This is a genomic window from Polaribacter sp. OB-PA-B3 (assembly GCF_054589375.1).
Window position 1 is genome coordinate 17,652 of the sequence record NZ_BAAIIX010000004.1, and the last position, 20,186, is coordinate 37,837.

19 protein-coding genes and 5 tRNA genes are annotated in these 20,186 nt (G+C 31.9%); 2 read left to right on the plus strand and 22 right to left on the minus strand.

The genetic code is table 11. From position 1 onward, the window contains the following. Positions 1–15 precede the first annotated feature (15 nt). From rpoB to ACYPV9_RS08850, 22 genes are all read right to left on the minus strand, one after another. On the minus strand, positions 16–3,825 hold the full coding sequence (rpoB, locus tag ACYPV9_RS08745; RefSeq protein ID WP_299065477.1) for a DNA-directed RNA polymerase subunit beta: 3,810 nt from the start codon (positions 3,823–3,825) through the stop codon (positions 16–18). Between the two features lie 143 nt (positions 3,826–3,968). Further along, a complete protein-coding gene (gene rplL, locus ACYPV9_RS08750) occupies positions 3,969–4,343 on the minus strand; it encodes a 50S ribosomal protein L7/L12 (RefSeq protein WP_077808828.1) in 375 nt (124 codons plus the stop codon). Between the two features lie 50 nt (positions 4,344–4,393). After that, positions 4,394–4,912, minus strand: a complete 519-nt coding sequence (gene rplJ / locus ACYPV9_RS08755; RefSeq protein WP_077811321.1) for a 50S ribosomal protein L10 — start codon at positions 4,910–4,912, stop codon at positions 4,394–4,396. 19 nt (positions 4,913–4,931) lie between these two features. Then, complete coding sequence (rplA, locus tag ACYPV9_RS08760; protein ID WP_299065467.1) at positions 4,932–5,621, minus strand: 50S ribosomal protein L1; 690 nt, start codon at positions 5,619–5,621, stop codon at positions 4,932–4,934. A gap of 20 nt (positions 5,622–5,641) precedes the next feature. Continuing rightward, positions 5,642–6,079, minus strand: a complete 438-nt coding sequence (gene rplK / locus ACYPV9_RS08765; protein WP_077808826.1) for a 50S ribosomal protein L11 — start codon at positions 6,077–6,079, stop codon at positions 5,642–5,644. Between the two features lie 70 nt (positions 6,080–6,149). Then, a complete protein-coding gene (gene nusG / locus ACYPV9_RS08770; RefSeq protein WP_299065460.1) occupies positions 6,150–6,701 on the minus strand; it encodes a transcription termination/antitermination protein NusG in 552 nt (183 codons plus the stop codon). Between the two features lie 2 nt (positions 6,702–6,703). Continuing rightward, positions 6,704–6,901 (minus strand): preprotein translocase subunit SecE, encoded by a 198-nt coding sequence (secE, locus tag ACYPV9_RS08775; RefSeq protein ID WP_459743076.1) that lies wholly within the window; start codon positions 6,899–6,901, stop codon positions 6,704–6,706. A gap of 18 nt (positions 6,902–6,919) precedes the next feature. Further along, positions 6,920–6,992, minus strand: a tRNA-Trp gene (locus ACYPV9_RS08780). A gap of 82 nt (positions 6,993–7,074) precedes the next feature. Then, positions 7,075–8,262 carry an elongation factor Tu gene (gene tuf / locus ACYPV9_RS08785; RefSeq protein WP_299065454.1) on the minus strand — a complete coding sequence of 396 codons (1,188 nt, stop codon included), beginning with the start codon at positions 8,260–8,262 and terminating at the stop codon, positions 7,075–7,077. A 60-nt stretch (positions 8,263–8,322) separates the two neighbouring features. Further along, positions 8,323–8,395, minus strand: a tRNA-Thr gene (locus ACYPV9_RS08790). A 15-nt stretch (positions 8,396–8,410) separates the two neighbouring features. Next, positions 8,411–8,483, minus strand: a tRNA-Gly gene (locus tag ACYPV9_RS08795). A 13-nt stretch (positions 8,484–8,496) separates the two neighbouring features. Continuing rightward, positions 8,497–8,578: transfer RNA gene (locus ACYPV9_RS08800), tRNA-Tyr, on the minus strand. Positions 8,579–8,632: 54 nt separating this feature from the next. Further along, positions 8,633–8,706: transfer RNA gene (locus tag ACYPV9_RS08805), tRNA-Thr, on the minus strand. A 105-nt stretch (positions 8,707–8,811) separates the two neighbouring features. Further along, positions 8,812–9,120 (minus strand): ribosome hibernation-promoting factor, HPF/YfiA family, encoded by a 309-nt coding sequence (gene hpf / locus ACYPV9_RS08810; RefSeq protein ID WP_299065452.1) that lies wholly within the window; start codon positions 9,118–9,120, stop codon positions 8,812–8,814. A gap of 3 nt (positions 9,121–9,123) precedes the next feature. After that, on the minus strand, positions 9,124–10,014 hold the full coding sequence (locus ACYPV9_RS08815) for a tyrosine-type recombinase/integrase (protein WP_299065449.1): 891 nt from the start codon (positions 10,012–10,014) through the stop codon (positions 9,124–9,126). Positions 10,015–10,110: 96 nt separating this feature from the next. Beyond that, positions 10,111–10,308, minus strand: a complete 198-nt coding sequence (rpsU, locus tag ACYPV9_RS08820) for a 30S ribosomal protein S21 (protein WP_026777225.1) — start codon at positions 10,306–10,308, stop codon at positions 10,111–10,113. 214 nt (positions 10,309–10,522) lie between these two features. Next, positions 10,523–11,689 (minus strand): acyl-CoA dehydrogenase family protein, encoded by a 1,167-nt coding sequence (locus ACYPV9_RS08825; RefSeq protein WP_299065447.1) that lies wholly within the window; start codon positions 11,687–11,689, stop codon positions 10,523–10,525. A gap of 21 nt (positions 11,690–11,710) precedes the next feature. Continuing rightward, positions 11,711–12,595 (minus strand): helix-hairpin-helix domain-containing protein, encoded by an 885-nt coding sequence (locus tag ACYPV9_RS08830; protein WP_459743080.1) that lies wholly within the window; start codon positions 12,593–12,595, stop codon positions 11,711–11,713. Positions 12,596–12,603: 8 nt separating this feature from the next. Next, positions 12,604–14,196: an alanine/glycine:cation symporter family protein gene (locus tag ACYPV9_RS08835; protein WP_459743082.1), complete on the minus strand. Its 1,593-nt coding sequence runs from the start codon at positions 14,194–14,196 to the stop codon at positions 12,604–12,606. Positions 14,197–14,283: 87 nt separating this feature from the next. Next, positions 14,284–15,183, minus strand: coding sequence for an SDR family oxidoreductase (locus ACYPV9_RS08840; RefSeq protein WP_459743084.1), 900 nt, complete (start codon positions 15,181–15,183; stop codon positions 14,284–14,286). Further along, positions 15,184–16,182, minus strand: a complete 999-nt coding sequence (locus ACYPV9_RS08845; protein WP_299065437.1) for a potassium channel family protein — start codon at positions 16,180–16,182, stop codon at positions 15,184–15,186. A gap of 3 nt (positions 16,183–16,185) precedes the next feature. After that, a complete protein-coding gene (locus tag ACYPV9_RS08850) occupies positions 16,186–16,407 on the minus strand; it encodes a PspC domain-containing protein (RefSeq protein WP_299065435.1) in 222 nt (73 codons plus the stop codon). 173 nt (positions 16,408–16,580) lie between these two features. On the opposite strand from ACYPV9_RS08850, the gene uvrA reads away from it, so the two are divergent. After that, positions 16,581–19,403: an excinuclease ABC subunit UvrA gene (uvrA, locus tag ACYPV9_RS08855; RefSeq protein WP_459743087.1), complete on the plus strand. Its 2,823-nt coding sequence runs from the start codon at positions 16,581–16,583 to the stop codon at positions 19,401–19,403. A 49-nt stretch (positions 19,404–19,452) separates the two neighbouring features. After that, on the plus strand, positions 19,453–20,160 hold the full coding sequence (locus tag ACYPV9_RS08860; protein WP_299065429.1) for an LOG family protein: 708 nt from the start codon (positions 19,453–19,455) through the stop codon (positions 20,158–20,160). Positions 20,161–20,186 lie beyond the last annotated feature (26 nt).

Here is a 20,186-nt window from a genome sequence, read left to right on the forward strand (position 1 = left end):
TTGTATCAATTTTTGTTATTCTTCTAATCTAACGTCTAAACCTAAACCTTTAAGTTCATGCATTAATACGTTAAATGATTCTGGTAAACCAGGTTCTGGCATAGTTTCACCTTTCACAATACTTTCGTATGTTTTTGCTCTACCCATTACATCATCAGATTTTACAGTTAAGATTTCTCTTAAGATACTTGATGCACCATATGCTTCAAGTGCCCAAACTTCCATCTCTCCAAAACGTTGACCACCAAACTGTGCTTTACCACCTAATGGTTGTTGTGTAATTAATGAGTATGGTCCTATAGAACGAGCATGCATTTTATCTTCAATCATATGACCTAACTTAATCATGTAGATAATACCAACTGTTGCTGGTTGATCAAAACGTTTACCTGTTCCTCCGTCATATAAATATGTGTGTCCAAATCTTGGTACACCAGCTGAATCTGTAATTCCGTTAATTTGCTCTAATGATGCCCCATCAAAGATAGGAGTTGCATATTTAGTATCTAATTTTTGACCTGCCCAACCAAGAACAGTTTCATAAATCTGACCAATGTTCATACGAGATGGTACACCTAATGGATTTAATACGATATCTACTGGAGTTCCGTCTTCTAAGAAAGGCATATCTTCTGCTCTAACTATACGAGCAACAATACCTTTGTTACCATGACGTCCAGCCATTTTATCACCAACTTTAAGTTTACGTTTCTTAGCAATATAAACTTTAGCTAATTTTAAAATACCTGCTGGTAATTCATCACCAACTGAAATTGTAAACTTTTGACGACGTAATGATCCTTGTAAATCATTAACTTTAATCTTGTAGTTATGAACTAACTCACCAACTAATTTATTTAAATCGCTATCTGTTGTCCAAGAACCAGTTAAATGCACATAATCATCAACAGAATTTAACATCTTAAGAGTATATTTTTTACCTTTTGGTAAAACTTCTTCTCCTAAATCATTAAATACTCCTTGAGAAGTTTTACCACTAATTAAAGTAAATAATTTCTCGATTAATTCGTCTTTTAAACCTTCAAATTTAGAAACAAAAGATTGCTCTAAAGTAGCTACTGCTTCTTTATCTCTAATTCTTTTATTTTTATCTTTTAAGGCTCTCTTAAATAATTTCTTATCAATTACTACACCTCTTAATGATGGAGAAGCTTTTAAAGAAGCATCTTTAACATCACCAGCTTTATCACCAAAAATAGCGCGTAATAATTTTTCTTCTGGAGTAGGATCAGATTCTCCTTTTGGTGTAATTTTACCAATTAAGATATCACCAGGATTAACTTCTGCTCCTATTCTAATCATTCCGTTTTCATCTAAATCTTTTGTAGCCTCTTCAGAAACATTAGGAATATCATTAGTTAACTCTTCAGTTCCTAATTTTGTATCTCTAACATCTAAAGAATACTCATCAATATGAATAGATGTAAATATATCTTCTCGAACAACTTTTTCTGAAATTACAATTGCATCCTCAAAGTTATACCCTTTCCAAGGCATAAAGGCTACTTTCATATTTCTTCCTAAAGCTAATTCTCCTTTTTGTGTAGCATAACCTTCACAAAGAACCTGACCTTCTTCTACTCTATCACCTCTTTCTACAATTGGTTTTAGGTTGATATTAGTTCCTTGATTTGTTTTTCTAAACTTAATTAAGTTATAAGAAACTTCATCAGAATCAAAACTTACTAGTTTCTCTTCTTCTGTTCTGTCATACTTAATTGTAATTTTATTTGCATCTACATAAATTACTTCACCTGCCCCTTCAGCATTAATTAAGATACGAGAATCTTTTGCAACTCTACGTTCTAAACCAGTACCAACAATTGGAGATTCTGGCCTTAATAATGGTACAGCTTGACGCATCATGTTAGATCCCATTAAGGCTCTGTTCGCATCATCATGCTCTAAGAAAGGAATTAAAGATGCAGATATTGACGCAATTTGATTAGGTGCAACATCCATATAATCAATTACATCTGGTGTAACAACAGGGAAATCTCCTTCTTCACGAGCAATAACTCTATCTAAAACAATACTACCGTCTTCTTTAAGTTCTAAATTAGATTGAGCAATTTTCTTACCTTCTTCTTCTTCTGCACTTAAATAAGTTGGTTCTTCTTTAGCAACTACACCATTATCTACTTTTCTATAAGGAGTTTCGATAAAACCTAAATTGTTCACTTTTGCAAATACAGAAAGCGAAGAAATTAAACCAATGTTTGGTCCTTCAGGTGTTTCAATAGGACATAAACGTCCGTAGTGAGTATAGTGAACATCACGAACCTCAAAACCTGCTCTTTCTCTTGATAAACCACCTGGCCCAAGTGCAGATAATCTACGCTTGTGCGTAATCTCTGCTAATGGATTCGTTTGATCCATAAATTGAGATAACTGGTTTGTACCAAAGAAAGAATTAATTACAGATGATAAAGTCTTAGCATTAATTAAATCGATAGGAGTAAACACCTCATTATCACGCACATTCATACGCTCACGAATTGTTCTAGCCATACGAGCCAAACCAACACCAAACTGACCTGCTAATTGCTCACCAACAGTTCTTACACGTCTGTTAGATAAGTGATCAATATCATCAACTTCTGCCTTAGAGTTTATTAATTCAATTAAATATTTAATTATAGTAATAATATCTAATTTAGTTAATACTTTTTGATCTATAGGTTCGTTTAACTGAAGTTTAGTGTTCATTCTAAAACGACCAACTTCACCTAAATTATATCTTTGTTCAGAAAAGAACAACTTATCTATAATACCTCTTGCAGTCTCCTCATCTGGCGGTTCTGCATTACGTAATTGTCTATAAATATGTTCTACTGCCTCTTTTTCAGAATTGGTAGGATCTTTTTGTAACGTATTGTGTATAATTGCATAATCTGCCATATCGTTATCTTCTTTATGAAGTAAAACGGTTTTAGCACCTGCATCTATTATTTCGTCTATATGTTCTTTATCTAAAATTGTATCACGATCAAAAATAATTTCATTTCTTTCGATAGATACAACTTCACCAGTATCTTCATCTACAAAATCTTCATGCCAAGTTTTTAAAACTCTAGCAGCCAATTTACGACCTAATACTTTTTTTAATCCAGCTTTAGAAACTTTAACTTCTTCTGCAAGATCAAAAATCTCTAAAATATCTTTATCTCTTTCAAAACCGATGGCTCTGAATAATGTTGTTACTGGTAATTTTTTCTTTCTATCAATATAAGCATACATTACTTGATTGATATCGGTAGCAAATTCTATCCAAGAACCTTTAAAAGGAATTACTCTTGCTGAGTATAGTTTTGTACCATTCGCGTGGAAAGATTGCCCAAAGAACACACCTGGTGATCTATGTAACTGAGAAACTACCACACGCTCTGCACCATTTATTACAAAAGTACCAGAGTTTGTCATATAAGGTATTGTACCAAGATAAACATCTTGTACAATTGTTTCGAAATCTTCGTGTTCTGGATCTGTACAGTAAAGTTTTAAACGTGCTTTTAAAGGCACACTGTGTGTTAGACCTCTTTCGATACATTCTTGTATAGAATATCTTGGTGGATCTACGAAGTAGTCTAAAAATTCTAATACAAATTGATTTCTTGTATCTGTAATTGGAAAGTTATCCATGAAGGTTTTGTACAAACCTTCTTCACCTCTTTCTTCTGCTTTCGTTTGAAGTTGGAAAAAATCTTGAAAAGATTTAACCTGAATATCCAAAAAGTCTGGATATTCTTTAATCATTTGAGAAGTTGCGAAGTTGATTCTTTCAGTAGTGTTTTTCGTTGCCAAAAGAGTATATTTTTTTGATTAAAATCTGAATTAAAATAAAGAACGAATATATACACAAAATGGTTTAGGTCTAGAGACAAGCGTCCCTAGTACCTAAACCTAAATTTGTTTTCCCGTTACGTTTACACGTCGGGAGTAATAGCTTACTTAAGCTCTACCTCAGCTCCAGCTTCTTCTAAAGATGCTTTAAGACCTTCAGCCTCATCTTTAGATACACCTTCTTTTACTGCTGCTGGTGCGCTATCTACGATACCTTTAGCTTCTTTTAATCCTAAACCAGTTAATTCTTTAACTAATTTTACAACTGCTAATTTAGAAGCTCCTGCTGCTGTTAAAATAACATCAAATTCAGTTTGCTCATCTGCAGCTTCTGCTCCACCTGCTGCTGGTCCTGCTACAGCTACTGCTGCTGCTGCTGGCTCAATACCATACTCATCTTTTAAAATAGTAGCTAATTCATTAACTTCTTTTACTGTTAAGTTAACTAATTGCTCTGCGAAATCTTTTAATTCTGCCATTTTAATTGTTTTTAAAAATTTTGTTTATTATAGTTTATTTGTGCGCGTAATTATTTTTCAGATAAAGTTTTAATAATACCTGAAAGTGTTTGTCCACCTGACTGTAATGCTGAAACAACATTCTTAGCAGGAGACTGTAATAATCCAATGATTTCTCCAATTAATTCTTCTCTAGATTTAATATCTACTAAAGCATCTAATTGATCATCCCCAATATAGATAGATTCTTCTGCAAATGCACCTTTTAATAAAGGTCTATCTTTAGACTTCTTTCTAAACTCTTTGATTAATTTCGCAGGTGCATTTGCAGCCTCAGAAATCATCATTGAAGTATTTCCTTTTAATACTGTTGGTAAGTCTCCAAAATCTTTATCTGAAGCTTCCATTGCTTTTGCAAGTAACGTATTTTTAACAACTGATAACTGAACCCCTGCTTTAAAACAAGCTCTTCTTAAATTAGATGTTGTTTGTGCATCTAAACCAGAAATGTCTGCTAAATATAAAGTGTTTGTATCTGCTAATACTGCTGTTAAATCTTGTATTACTTGTGATTTCTCTTCTCTAGTCATAATTATAAGTTTTAACGTATTAAACAGTTTTAACTTCAACAGGTATACTAGGACTCATAGTACTAGAAATAAAAACGCTTTTTACATACGTTCCTTTTGCTGTTGTAGGTTTCAATTTAATAATTGTTTGTATTAACTCGTTTGCATTTTCTTCAATTTTCTTAGCATCGAAAGATACCTTTCCAATTGCAGCGTGTACAATACCAGTTTTATCTACTTTAAAGTCTATTTTACCAGCTTTAACATCTTGAACGGCTTTTGCAACATCCATAGTAACGGTACCAGTCTTTGGGTTTGGCATTAATCCTCTTGGACCTAATACTCTACCTAAAGGACCTAATTTACCCATTACACTTGGCATCGTGATGATCACATCGACGTCTGTCCAACCACCTTTTATCTTTTGAAGATATTCATCTAATCCTACATAATCAGCACCAGCTGCTGTAGCCTCTGCTTCTTTATCTGGAGTTACTAATGCTAAAACTTTAACATCTTTACCTGTTCCGTGTGGTAATGTTACAACACCACGAACCATTTGATTAGCTTTACGAGGATCTACTCCTAAACGTATTGCTAAGTCTACTGATGCATCAAACTTTACATTAGTAATGTCTTTGACTAGAGCTGAAGCTGCTGCTAAATCATAAGATTTAGAGCTATCTACCTTTGCGTAAGCTTCTTTTTGCTTTTTTGTTAATTTTGCCATTTTACTACTTTTTATAAAGTTTATGCTGGTGCATCACCTTTTACTGTTAATCCCATAGAACGTGCTGTACCTGCAATCATACGCATTGCTGAAGAAACTTCAAAGGCATTTAAATCTACCATTTTGTCTTCTGCAATTGTTTTAATCTGATCCCAAGTAACTGATGCTACTTTCTTTCTGTTTGGTTCACCTGAACCTTTCTTAATTTTGGCCGCTTCTAGTAACTGAACTGCTGCAGGAGGAGTTTTTACAACAAAATCAAACGATTTGTCTTTGAAAACAGTAATAACAACCGGTAAAACCTTACCTTGTTTGTCTTGCGTTCTTGCATTAAACTGTTTACAGAACTCCATAATGTTAACACCAGCAGCACCTAAAGCGGGTCCAACCGGCGGCGATGGATTCGCTGCGCCTCCCCTTACTTGTAACTTAACTACTTTACTAACTTCTTTTGCCATTTTAAAAATGTTTAATGATTTATTTTAAGTTGGAAGCCAAAAAATAAATCGATATATATTTGTGTAACAATTATATCTTTTCTACTTGCATATAACTTAATTCTAATGGTGTTTTTCTTCCGAATATTTTCACCATAACCTCAAGCTTACGCTTTTCTTCATTAACTTTTTCAATAGTACCGTCAAAACCATTAAAAGGTCCATCGACAACTTTTATTGTCTCACCTATATTAAATGGAATTGCGACATTCTCATCTCTTACAGATAATTCATCTACTTTACCTAGCATTCTATTAACTTCAGATTTACGCATAGGTACAGGTTCACCTCCTTTTGTTTCACCTAAAAAGCCAATTACTCCTGTAATAGCTTTAATAACGTGAGGAACTTCACCAGACAAATTAGCTTCTACCATAATGTAACCCGGAAAATAAACTCTTTCTCTATTAATTTTCTTTCCATTGCGCACCTGAACTACCTTTTCAGTTGGTACGATTACTTGATTTACATAATCAGATAAGCCTACTCTAGAGATTTCTGTCTCTATGTAAGCTTTTACCTTATTCTCTTGTCCACCAATGGCTCTAACAACATACCATTTCATTACTGAATCAGTTGCCATCTCTAATTAGATTTAAACATTGTGAAAAAGTTATCTAAACCTGTTTGAAAAACATAGTCTATACCTGCTACAGCTAAAGCGAACAAAATAGTGAACACTGCTACTGTTACTGTTGTCTTTTGAGCTTCTTCCTTTGAAACCCAAGTCATATGATTGCTTAGTTCATCAAAAGAATCTTTAATATAATGTATAAACTTCATTCTAATTGTATGTTTTTGCACGGATTGAGAGACTCGAACTCCCGACACCTGGTTTTGGAGACCAGTGCTCTACCAACTGAGCTAAACCCGTTTATATTTTCATTTATAAAGGCATCCCGATAAAATCGGGACACCCTTTTAAATTTATACTTGTGTTAAATCAATATAAAATATTAATCTAATAATTCAGTTACCTGACCTGCACCTACAGTTCTACCACCTTCACGGATAGCGAAACGTAAACCTACATTTAATGCAATTGGCTGAATTAAATCAACAGTAATTGTTAAGTTATCTCCTGGCATTACCATTTCAACACCATCAGGTAAGTTAATTGTACCTGTAACATCCGTTGTTCTTACATAAAACTGTGGACGGTAATTGTTATGGAATGGAGTATGACGACCACCTTCTTCTTTCTTTAAAACATAAACTTCTGCTTTAAATTTAGCGTGTGGAGTAACAGAACCTGGCTTACAGATTACCATACCTCTTTTAATATCTTCCTTAGCAATACCTCTTAATAAGATACCTGCGTTATCTCCAGCCTCACCTCTATCTAAGATTTGACGGAACATCTCAATACCAGTAATAGTAGAAGTCATTTTTTCAGCTCCCATACCTATAATATCTACAACATCTCCTGTGTTTGCAATACCTGTCTCAATACGACCAGTTGCTACAGTACCACGACCTGTAATAGAGAATACATCTTCAACAGGCATTAAGAAATCTTTATCAACCTCTCTTAAAGGCTCTTCAATCCAAGCATCAACTTCTGTCATTAATTCAAGAACAGTATCAACCCATTTTTGCTCACCATTTAAAGCTCCTAAAGCAGAACCTGAAACTACAGGACCATTATCTCCATCGTACTCATAGAAAGATAATAATTCTCTAACTTCCATATCAACTAATTCTAAAAGCTCTTCATCATCAACCATATCAACTTTGTTCAAGAAAACAACGATACGAGGAATTCCTACTTGACGACCTAATAAGATATGCTCTCTAGTTTGTGGCATTGGACCATCTGTTGCAGCAACAACTAAAATAGCACCATCCATTTGAGCAGCACCAGTTACCATGTTCTTAACATAATCGGCGTGACCTGGACAATCTACGTGTGCATAGTGACGCTTCTCAGTTTGGTACTCTACGTGAGAAGTATTAATTGTAATACCTCTTTCTTTTTCTTCCGGAGCATTATCAATCTGATCAAAAGATCTAGCCTCAGAGAATCCTGCATCAGCTAATACTTTAGTAATAGCCGCAGTTAAAGTTGTTTTACCGTGATCTACGTGTCCGATAGTACCAATGTTTAAGTGTGGTTTCGAACGGTCAAAAGTTCCTTTTGCCATAATTATTAATTTTAATTCTTAGTTTAAATATATTTAGTGTCTAATAATACATAAAAAATGAGCCAGCGATGGGACTTGAACCCACGACCTCATCCCTACCAAGGATGCGCTCTACCAACTGAGCTACACCGGCTTGCTGGTATTTTTGAGCGAAAGACCGGGTTCGAACCGGCGACATTCAGCTTGGAAGGCTGACGCTCTACCAACTGAGCTACTTTCGCAAATTGTAAATTGTGGGGAGAGCAGGATTCGAACCTGCGAAGACATAGTCAACGGAGTTACAGTCCGTCCTCGTTGGCCGCTTGAGTATCTCCCCGATAATTTACTATTTTAATGAACTTTTAAATTACAACTGTAATCTAATTTATTGAGCCAATGGAGGGACTCGAACCCACGACCTGCTGATTACAAATCAGCTGCTCTAGCCAGCTGAGCTACATCGGCTTTTGTTGTTACAAAAACAACCCGCTATTTCTAACGGATTGCAAATGTATAAAGTTTTTTCAATTTCCAAAACTTTTTTTTAATTTTTTTTTATTTTTTTTCACTTTATGAAATCATAGAATTTCTTAATTTCTCTTTAGACCTTTTTAACTGCCTCTTTAAATTATCTACAGCAGCATTTATACCTTCTTCAAAAGTTTTTGTTTCTCTTTTAACAATTAACTCACTACCAGGTATATTAATTTTTATTTCGGTTATTTTATTTTCTTTATCACTTGTATTTTGAACTTTTAAAAAAACTTCTGCATCAACTATCTTATCATGAAATTTAGACAATGTTAAAACCTTAGTTTCTGCAAACTTTATTAATTGACTATCTGCATTAAAATTTACTGATTGCGTGAATACTTTCATACTTTATCCTTTTTTATTGCTTCTAGGGTGAGCATTATTATACACTTTTTTTATTGCTTCTAAACTATTACTAGTATAGATTTGCGTAGAGGCTAAAGATGAATGCCCTAGCAACTCTTTAACCGAATTTAAATCTGCCCCTTCATTTAAAAGATGTGTCGCAAAAGAATGCCTTAAAATATGCGGACTCTTTTTTACCTTTGATGAGACATGACTAAAGTAAGAATTTATAATTCTGTAAACAAGTGTTTCATATAATTTATTTCCTTTTGAAGTAATTAGTAAATATTCTGAAATAAACCCCTCTTTATTTCTCTCTTCTAAATACTTGGTCATAGAAACTAATACAGATGGTAATATTGGTACATAACGTTCTTTATTTCTTTTACCTAAAACTTTTAAAGTGTTATTAGAAAAATTTACATCTTTCAATTTTATGTTAATCAATTCAGCCCTTCTTATTCCTGTTGAGTATAATAACTCTACCAATAATTTATTCCGAAATGCTTCAAAACTATCATCATCTTTTAAATTATTTATAACAGAGTTAATCTCATTTACTGTAAATGGCACTTGAACTTTCCTCTTGATTTTTAAAGCTTTATGTTTTGCTAACGGATTACTATCTAATTGACCAGTTTTTTGCAAAAATTTGTAAAATGACTTTAGAGAACTAATCTTCCTATTAATCGAATTATTTGAGATATTAGAATTTACCATATTGACAATCCAACTTCTGACAAAAGGGTATTTTACCTCTAACAAATCTTTTAAATCAAATTCTGACAAACAAAATTCTTTAAAAGCAATTAAATCTGTTCTATATGCAGTTACAGTATGTTTAGAATATTTTTTTTCTAAGGACAAATACTCTAAAAACGAATTGATTATCATTATTGAAATTTTATAATCAAATTTAGTGTTTTTTAAGCAAAAAAAATCTCGCACTAAATTTAGTACGAGATTTATTATTTTAAGAATAAGTTAGATCTATCCAACTTCTTCTTGTGTTCTTAGTCTTTGAACGTAAGAAGCTTTTATTCTTTGAGCTCTTTTCGCTACAGATGGCTTTGTAAAGTTTTTTCTGTTACGTAAGTTCTTCATCGTTTTAGTACGATCGAATTTTCTTTTATAACGCTTTAACGCTCTATCTATATTTTCTCCTTCTTTAATAGGTATAATTAACATAAGTTAGCACCTCCCTTCATAGTATCTTTATATTTTGAATAGCGCATTGGCTATTTGGTTTATTTTTTGGTTTGCAAATGTAGTTACAAATTATGAAATAACAATTACTAAAGTAAAATTATTTTAAATCTTCTATTTACACTAACTTTCAATAGTTTAAAACAGTTTTTAATAATTATTATCATGTCAAAAAATAATAAAATATAAAAATTTATTAGGTTGCTGGTTTATATTCTTTGTTATCTATTATCATTTTAGCAATAATCTCTTTTAATATTTCTGAAGTTCCTCCACCAATTGGCCCTAACCTACTATCTCGTAATAATCTCGCCATCGGATATTCTTCCATATAACCATAACCTCCTAAAAGTTGCAAAGCATCATAAATAACTTCATCTGCCATCTTAGTAGACAATAACTTAGACATACTTGCTTCTTTAACAACATAAGCTCCTAAATCTAACCTTTTTGTTATTGAGTAGTTATACTCTCTACACATATCTACTTTACTAGACATTTCTGCTATTTTATGTCTTAAAGCTTGAAATTTATCTAGAGATTTACCAAAAGCAACTCTTTCTTGCATGTAATTAATTGCATAATCTACAGCGAATTCTGCTCTTGCATGTGCATTTACACCCATTATTAATCTTTCTAAAGCAAAATGTTGCATAATGTAAGGAAAACCTTTTCCTTCTTCTCCCATTAAGTTTTCTACAGGAATTTCAACATTATCAAAAGCAATTTCTCCTGTATCTGATGCTCTCCAACCTAATTTATCTAATTTAGTTGCAGAAATACCTTTTGCTTCTCTATCAACTACAAAAATACTAATCCCTTTATATTTATCTGAAGGGTCTGTTTTAGCTGCAACAATTAAATAATCAGAATATACTCCGTTAGTTATAAAAGTCTTAGATCCGTTTAAAATATATTTATCGCCTTTTTTTATAGCTGTAGATCTCATACCCGCAACATCACTTCCGCCAAAAGGTTCTGTAATACAAAGACAACCAATTTTGTCGCCTTCTACACTTGGCACAAGATATTTTTGTTTGATAAAATCTGTACCTTCTTTATTAAGATGTGTCATTGCTAAAAATTCATGCGCCCACATTGCTGCTGCAAAACCACCTGAATTAACCTTTTGTAATTCTTCTAAAAAAATTACGGTGTAGAATAAATCTAAATCTAATCCCCCGTACTCTTCTGGTGTACACAAACCGAAATATCCCATTTCGCCAAATTTTTTCCAAATAAATCTGTCTATGGTTCCTGTTTTTTCCCATTTATCAATATGAGGAACTACTTCCTTCTGTAAAAAATCTTTAAAACTTGCACGAAAAGCATCGTGTTCTTCAGTAAAGTACATACTGTTCATCTGGTAAGAATTTTGAATTGTTTATTTAGCTACCAAATATAAGACTATTCTGTCATACAAATCTAACGGAAAACCACTGATATTTTTTAATTGTGCAATATTTTGTAATTCAGCTACCTCATCCCTATACTCAAATATCTTTTTACATAATTCATAATCTACATACGGAGTTTTAAGAATTTCTTTAAAAGTAGCCGTGTTTATATTGATTTTTTGAATATATGGCAATTTAACAAGCTTGAAGGTTTGTTTAATTTTAACCAAAATTTCAGGCTTCAAACCCCATATTTCATCTAATTGACTTAACATAGAAAATCCTTGTAATTTAGAACGATACTTAATAATTCTAGCTGAAATTTTATCTCCAACACCATTAATTGTTTTAAAATCTTCTAAAGTTGCTTTATTAATATCTGTAGTAGATAAAATATTATTCTTTATTTTAGAATGTTTCACTATATTAGATTTGTTTCCACTTACTTTTTGCTGGTTAATCCAATCGGGAAACTTAAAATACGGGGCAATTCTATTTAAAAGTGAATCAGAAATATTTGTAACTTTTTGAAACTCTTCTTTTGAATTTACAAATTGATTACGCTTTCTGTAAGCAAGTAATTTGTCTATTTCACTTATAGACATGCCTAATTGCGCGCCTTTATAATCTGTAATATAATTTGGATTGAATGGATATAACCGAGGCTTGCTAGATTCTAAAGCTACTAATTTTAAGCTATCAATCTTATTGTAAAAAGCTAAAGTTCTTTTATCGGGAGATGATGATACACTTTTACCTGAATCTTTAAAAAAATAAATAGCAATCTGGAATAAAGCTATAATTATAACCAATAAAAAAATCCCATTTCTTTGGTTTTTATTATACCAGAAATGGGATTTAAATATGTTCATTTATACTTTTATGCTTTATTTGTTTTAATAGCACTCATATATTTCTTTAATTCTTCTTTAACCTTAGGCGCTAAAAGAATTAAACCAATCATGTTTGGAACCATCATTGCAAATACCATTGCATCTGAGAAACCAATTACAGAACCTAAACTAGCTGCAGCACCAATTACAACAAAAATACAGAAAATAACTTTATAAGTGTATTCCATCTTTTTTGATCTTCCGAATAAATAAGACCAACCTTGGAAACCGTAGTAAGACCAAGAGATCATAGAACTAAATGCAAATAAAACTACTGCAACTGTTAATACGTATGGAAACCAAGAAATTGCTGACTCAAATGCTCCTGAAGTTAATAAAATTGCTTGTGCATCATTTAAAGATGCATTTTCTGCAGTTACATTACCTGTAATAATTAATACTAAAGCTGTCATTGTACAAACTACAACAGTATCTATAAATGGCTCTAATAAAGCAACCATCCCTTCACTTGCTGCATATTTAGTTTTTACTGCTGAATGCGCGATAGAAGCAGAACCGATACCTGCCTCATTAGAAAATGCTGCTCTTCTAAAACCTTGAATCATTACACCTATTGCACCACCAGCAATCCCTTCTGGACTAAAAGCTCCATCAAAAATTTGTACGAAAGCATCACCAATCATATCATAATTTGCAAAAATTACAAATAATGCTGCTCCCACATAAATTGCAACCATAAATGGTACAATTTTGTCGGTAACCTTAGCTATCTTCTTAATTCCTCCGATAATTACAATACCAACTAAAACAGCCATAACTAAACCGAATAACCAACCTTTACCTGCTAGAATAGACTCTGAACCACCTGTAATATTTTGAACTAATTGAAATGCTTGATTTACCTGAAACATGTTTCCTCCTCCAAAAGATCCACCAATAACAAAAATTGCAAATAAAGCTGCTAAAATCTTACCTAGAGTTTTATTTTTTAATCCTTTTGTTAAGTAATACATTGGCCCTCCGTAAACGGTACCATCTGCTTCAATATCTCTATATTTTACACCTAAAGTACATTCTACAAACTTAGACGCCATACCTAAGAAACCAGCAACAATCATCCAGAAAGTTGCACCTGCACCACCAATTGAAACAGCAATTGCAACTCCTGCAATATTACCTAGACCTACAGTTGCAGAAAGCGCAGCTGTTAATGCTTGAAAATGTGAAACCTCTCCTTCATGCCCCTCTACTCTAATGGTATCTGGGTTATCACCTTCTTCTGTTGTTGAAACAGTATTTGAAACTTCAATAGCTTTATTTTCGCCTTTACCTTCTAAAGCGTCATATTTACCTCTAACAATATTTATAGATGTAAAAAAACCTCTAAAATTGATAAAGTTAAAATAAACTGTAAAATATAAAGCCCCTAAGATTAATGGGAATAAAACCCAATAAATACTAATAGTATCTGTAAAAGGAATTTGATAAAAAATAAAATCTACAAACCATCCTGTTGCATTACCAAATGCCTCATCAATTTGTTGATCTAAACCTTTTTCTTGAGCAAATGTAAAAAAGGGCGTTGCTAACATTAACAACGAAAGAAGTTTTTTATTCATAATAGAAATTTGATTAATTTAAATTTAGTGACCCGCAATATCATAAAAAAATGCTCTTTTAACAAGTTTTAAGCGTTAAAAGTAACTTTATAACAACGTTTCTTTAAACTTTTGTAAATCTATTTTAAAAGAATTTGTTTTAAAGCCTAACTCTTTATTCGTTTTAGTTAAGTCGAAACCGGTTTTTGCAGGTCTTGTAGCTTTTTGATTTAATGTCTTGGTAGAAATTGGTTTTATTAAATTTTTATTCAAATTAAAAACCTCTGCAATTTGTTGTGCGATTTCATATACGCTAAGTAGTTTATCCGAAGAAATATTAAAAATGCCTTTTGCTTTTTTATCAATAACTATCTTGCAAGCCAATGCTAACTCCTCTACATAAGTTGGCATTCTAAATTGATCATCTACAATTGTAATTTCTTTACCGCTTTCTAACATATTTTTTACCCAAAGTACAATGTTACTTCTACTCATGTCAAAAACTTTTCCGTAGACTAAAATTGTTCTTAAAATTGTAAAATCTATTTCTGAATTCAGTAAAACTTGTTCTGATTTTAATTTTGACTCACCATAATAACTTAAAGGATTTGGAACATCAGACTCTTTATAATATCCTTTTTTGCCATCAAAAATAAAATCCGAAGAAATATGAATTAGATGTATTTTAAGTTTTTTGGAAATACCCTTTAAAGATTCTACAACTTCCACATTTAATTTATGGCAAGTTTCTCTAGAATCTTCACAAGCATCTACGTTTGTCATAGCTGCTGTATTTATAATAAAATCTGGTTTAATTTTAGAAACAGTATCAATTAATAAAACTTTATCTGTAATATCTAAAGTAGTGTAATTAAAATCTTCTCTTCCGCTTCTATTCTTTCCTTTAGAGAAACCATAAACACCATAAGAATCTTTACTTTTTAATAATAAATTCAATAAAGATTGACCCAACAAACCATTACTACCGGTAATAATTACTTTTTTCATTTAAAAGATTTGTCTTAATTTAATAATTTGCTCTGGTCTACCCAAAACAATTAATTGAGAGTTTTCTACCAATTTGATATTTGCCTCTGGATTAATTACATAATCTTTATCTGGGTTTCTAAAACCTATTACAGTACAACCGGTTTGCTTTCTTAAATCTAAATCTAAAATAGTTTTATTTAGAAATTTTGTTGGTAAATCGTTTACAGCTATCTCTTCTAAATTTGCCGTTGTCTCTCCTTCTATTGTTAATCGATCTACAAACTCTATAACATCTGGCGTGGTAACTAAAGAAGCCATATGATTTCCACCAAGTTTATCTGGCATGATTACGTTATTTGCACCTGCAAATTTTAGTTTTTTGTAAGAAGACTCGTTAGAAGCTCTACTAATAATTGTACACTTATTATTTAATTGACTTGCAGTTAATACGACAAATAAATTATTCGCATCCGAAGGTAAAGCTGTTATTAAAAAAGAAGCTTTTTCGATACCTGCTTTTAATAAAGTTTCATCTAGAGTTGCATCTCCTTCAATATTTAAAATTCCTTCAGAATCTAAAAAAGAAATCATTTCTTTATCTTTTTCTACAACAACAAACTCTTTATTATAGTTTTTTAATTTTAATATTGCTTGCTTACCGTTTCTACCGTAACCACAGACAATGGTGTGGTTTTTTAAATGATTTATTTGTTTTTCCACTTTTCTGTGTTTAAAATGTTGAAATAATTTACCGCTTACCAGATATTCTGAAAACGAAGAAACCGCATAACCAAAAATGGTAATACTTGTTAAAATTAAAAAGATTGTAAATACTTTTTCTGCCGGCGAGAAAGGTTGCAACTCACCAAAACCAACTGTTGTTACAGTAATTACAGTCATGTAAAGTGCGTCTACAAAATTATAGCCAGAAAGCGACATATAACCAATTGTACCAACACCAATTATTAACATAACTAGTAAAGCAATTTTATTTATTTTCGATTTTAGAAACTTCATATTTTACAAATCAAAAACCGAGCTTCTTTTGGTGTAAATCATATCTTTTAGCTTTAAAATAAAAGCCATTGTTAAATACAATCCAAAAGACAAACCTGCAGTAAAAAATGTAACATATATAAAGAATAAACGAACATTTAAAGCCCTTATTCCTAATCTATCTGCCAATCTAGAAAAAACTCCAAATCCATTTCTTTCGAAAAAATGACGAATACTGTCTATCATTATTTACCAAATTAAATATATCGCAAGATACTATTTTACATTTTTAAAAGGAAGATTTTTTATTTCTTAAACATCTTAAAACTAGTTAAAAAACATTTACAAAGGTTTTTAGATTGATTCTTAAATTAAATTTCTAATGATTAACTTTGCTTTTTTTGAAAAATAAGGCACATTTGAAAGACCAAGAATTTATAGAAGTTTACGGAGCAAGAGCTCATAATTTAAAGAATATTGATGTAAAAATTCCTCGCGAAAAACTAGTGGTTATAACCGGCTTAAGCGGTAGCGGAAAGTCTTCTTTAGCTTTTGACACTATTTACGCCGAAGGACAAAGACGCTATATAGAAACTTTCTCTGCGTATGCCAGACAATTTTTAGGAGGATTAGAAAGGCCAGATGTAGACAAAATTGATGGTTTATCGCCAGTAATTTCTATTGAACAAAAAACAACAAATAAAAGTCCGAGATCTACCGTTGGCACCATTACAGAAATTTATGATTTTTTAAGATTGCTTTTTGCCAGAGCCGGTGAAGCTTATTCTTATAACACTGGTCAAAAAATGGTAAGTTATTCTGATGAGCAAATAAAAGACCTTATTTTAAAAGATTTTGATAATAAAAAAATAGCTGTTTTAGCTCCTTTAATTAAATCTAGAAAAGGACATTATAGAGAATTATTTGAGCAAATTTCTAAACAAGGTTTTTTACGAGTTCGTGTAGATGGTAAAATTCAAGAAATTGAAAAAGGCATGAAGCTAGACAGATACAAAACTCACGATATTGAAGTTGTAATCGATCGTTTAGCCGTAAACAAATCCGTAGAAAAACGTCTAGATGAAACTATAAAAACCGCCTTATACTCTGGTAACAACATCATGATGGTTATTGATGTTGAAGACAATAACCCAAGATATTTTAGTAGAGAATTAATGTGCCCTACAACTGGTATTGCATATCCAAATCCCGAACCAAATACTTTTTCTTTTAACTCACCTAAGGGCGCTTGTAATTCTTGTAATGGTTTAGGTTTAACAAATGAAATTAATTTATCAAAAGTTATTCCGGATGATACTATCTCAATAAAAAATGGAGGAATTGCTCCGCTTGGAGAACAAAAAAGTAGTTGGATTTTTAAACAAATTCAGAATATCGCTGAACGCTATAAATTCAAACTTACAGATGCAATTAAAGACATCCCTAAAGAAGCATTAGATATTATTTTAAATGGTGGTAACGAATCTTTTGAAATAGAATCTAAAACTGTTGGTGTAAGAAGAAATTATAAAATCGATTTTGAAGGGATTGTCGCATTTATTGAGAACCAGTACAAGAGCGCAGAAAGCACTTCTATAAAAAGATGGGCAAAAGGTTTTATGGACGAAGTTACTTGTTCTACTTGCCAAGGTAAAAGGTTAAAAAAAGAAGCTTTACATTTTAAAATTTTAGATAAAAATATAAGTGATTTAGCCCAATTAGATGTAACAGAGCTTGCTAAATGGTTTAAAAACATAGAAAAAGATTTAACTAAAAAGCAGCTAAAAATAGCTTCTGAAATCTTAAAAGAAATAAGAACTAGAATTCAGTTTTTATTAGACGTTGGTTTAAACTATTTAACCTTAGATAGAACATCTAAATCATTATCTGGTGGTGAAGCACAAAGAATTCGTTTAGCCACTCAAATTGGCTCTCAACTTGTTGGTGTTTTATACATTTTAGATGAACCAAGTATTGGTTTACATCAAAGAGATAATGAAAAATTAATAGATTCTTTAGTCAAACTTAGAGATATTGGTAATTCTGTTTTGGTTGTAGAACATGACCAAGACATGATCGAAAAAGCAGATTTTGTTTTTGATATTGGTCCCGGAGCAGGAAAACATGGTGGAGAAATTGTATCCGCAGGCACATTTAGTCAATTAAAAAAACAGAAAACACTTACAGCTGATTACATCACTGGAAGAAAAAAGATTGAAGTTCCTAAGAAAAGAAGAGAGGGAAACGGAAAAACGATTAAGTTAAAAGGAGCAACAGGTAACAATCTAAAAAATGTATCTGTAGAATTTCCTTTAGGTAAAATGATTTGTGTCACCGGCGTTTCTGGTAGCGGAAAATCTACATTAATCAACGAAACTTTATATCCAATTTTAAATGCTCATATATACAGAGGTGTTAAAAAACCGATGCCATACAAAAAAATTGAAGGTTTAGAACATATTGATAAAGTTATCGACATCGATCAATCTCCTATCGGCAGAACACCTAGATCTAATCCAGCAACTTACACAAAGACTTTTGATGAAATAAGAAGTTTATTTGCAAAAACTGCCGAAGCTTCTATTAGAGGTTACAAACCTGGGCGATTTTCTTTTAACGTGAAAGGTGGTAGATGCGAAACTTGCCAAGGTGGCGGAGTTCGTGTAATAGAAATGAACTTTTTACCAGACGTGCAAGTAGAGTGTGAAACTTGCCAAGGAAAACGTTTTAATAGAGAAACTTTAGAAATTAGATACAAAGGAAAATCTATTTCTGATGTCTTAGAAATGACTATTGAAGACGCTACAGATTTTTTTGTTAAAATTCCTAAAATTCACAGAAAACTTAAAACAATTAAAGATGTTGGCTTGGGCTACATAACACTTGGGCAACAATCTACTACACTTTCTGGTGGAGAAGCCCAAAGAATTAAACTAGCTTCAGAATTATCGAAAAGAGATACAGGTAACACATTTTATATTTTAGATGAACCAACTACCGGGCTTCATTTTGAAGATATTAGAGTTCTAATGGAAGTTTTAAATAAATTAGCAGATAAAGGTAATACCGTACTAATTATAGAACATAATTTAGATGTTGTAAAATTAGCAGATTACATTATTGATGTTGGTATGGAAGGTGGTAAAAAGGGTGGTAAAATTTTAACTACAGGTACACCAGAAGAAATTGCAAAACATAAAACTAGTTACACCGCCAAATTCTTAAAAAAATTACTAATTTAGCAGGCTTTTCTTTTTTAAAGCATGATAAAATAAATAAAACACACTTAAAATGACAAATGACGATAGAAAAATAAAAGAAAAACTTCAAACCAAAACTTGGAACGAAATTAAAACAAACGATTCTTGGGCTATATTTAAAATTATGGCAGAGTTTGTAGAAGGTTATGAAAAATTAAGTAAAATTGGTCCTTGTGTTTCTATTTTTGGTTCTGCAAGAACAAAACCAGATCATCCTTATTACAAATTAGCAGAAGAAATTGGTTATCAATTAACGCAAGCAGGTTTTGGAGTTATTACCGGTGGTGGACCAGGAATTATGGAGGCTGGTAACAAAGGAGCAAACAGAGGTAAAGGGCTTTCTGTTGGTTTAAATATTGAATTACCTTTCGAACAACATGATAATCCTTGGATTGATCCAGGTAAAAGTTTAGATTTCGATTATTTCTTTGTACGTAAAGTTATGTTTGTGAAGTATTCTCAAGGTTTTGTTGTGATGCCTGGTGGATTTGGAACTTTAGATGAACTTTTCGAAGCAATTACACTTATACAAACCAAGAAAATAGGTCGTTTTCCAATTGTACTTGTAGGTTCTAAATTTTGGGGTGGATTATTAGATTGGATAAAAAATACTCTAATAACAGAAAAAAATATTGGCTTAGAAGATTTGAGCTTATTTAGAGTGGTAGATACTGCTGAAGAAGCTGTTGAACATTTTAACAAGTTCTACGCGAAATATCAATTAAAACCAAACTTCTAAAAATTAATTAACGCTAATTAATTTAT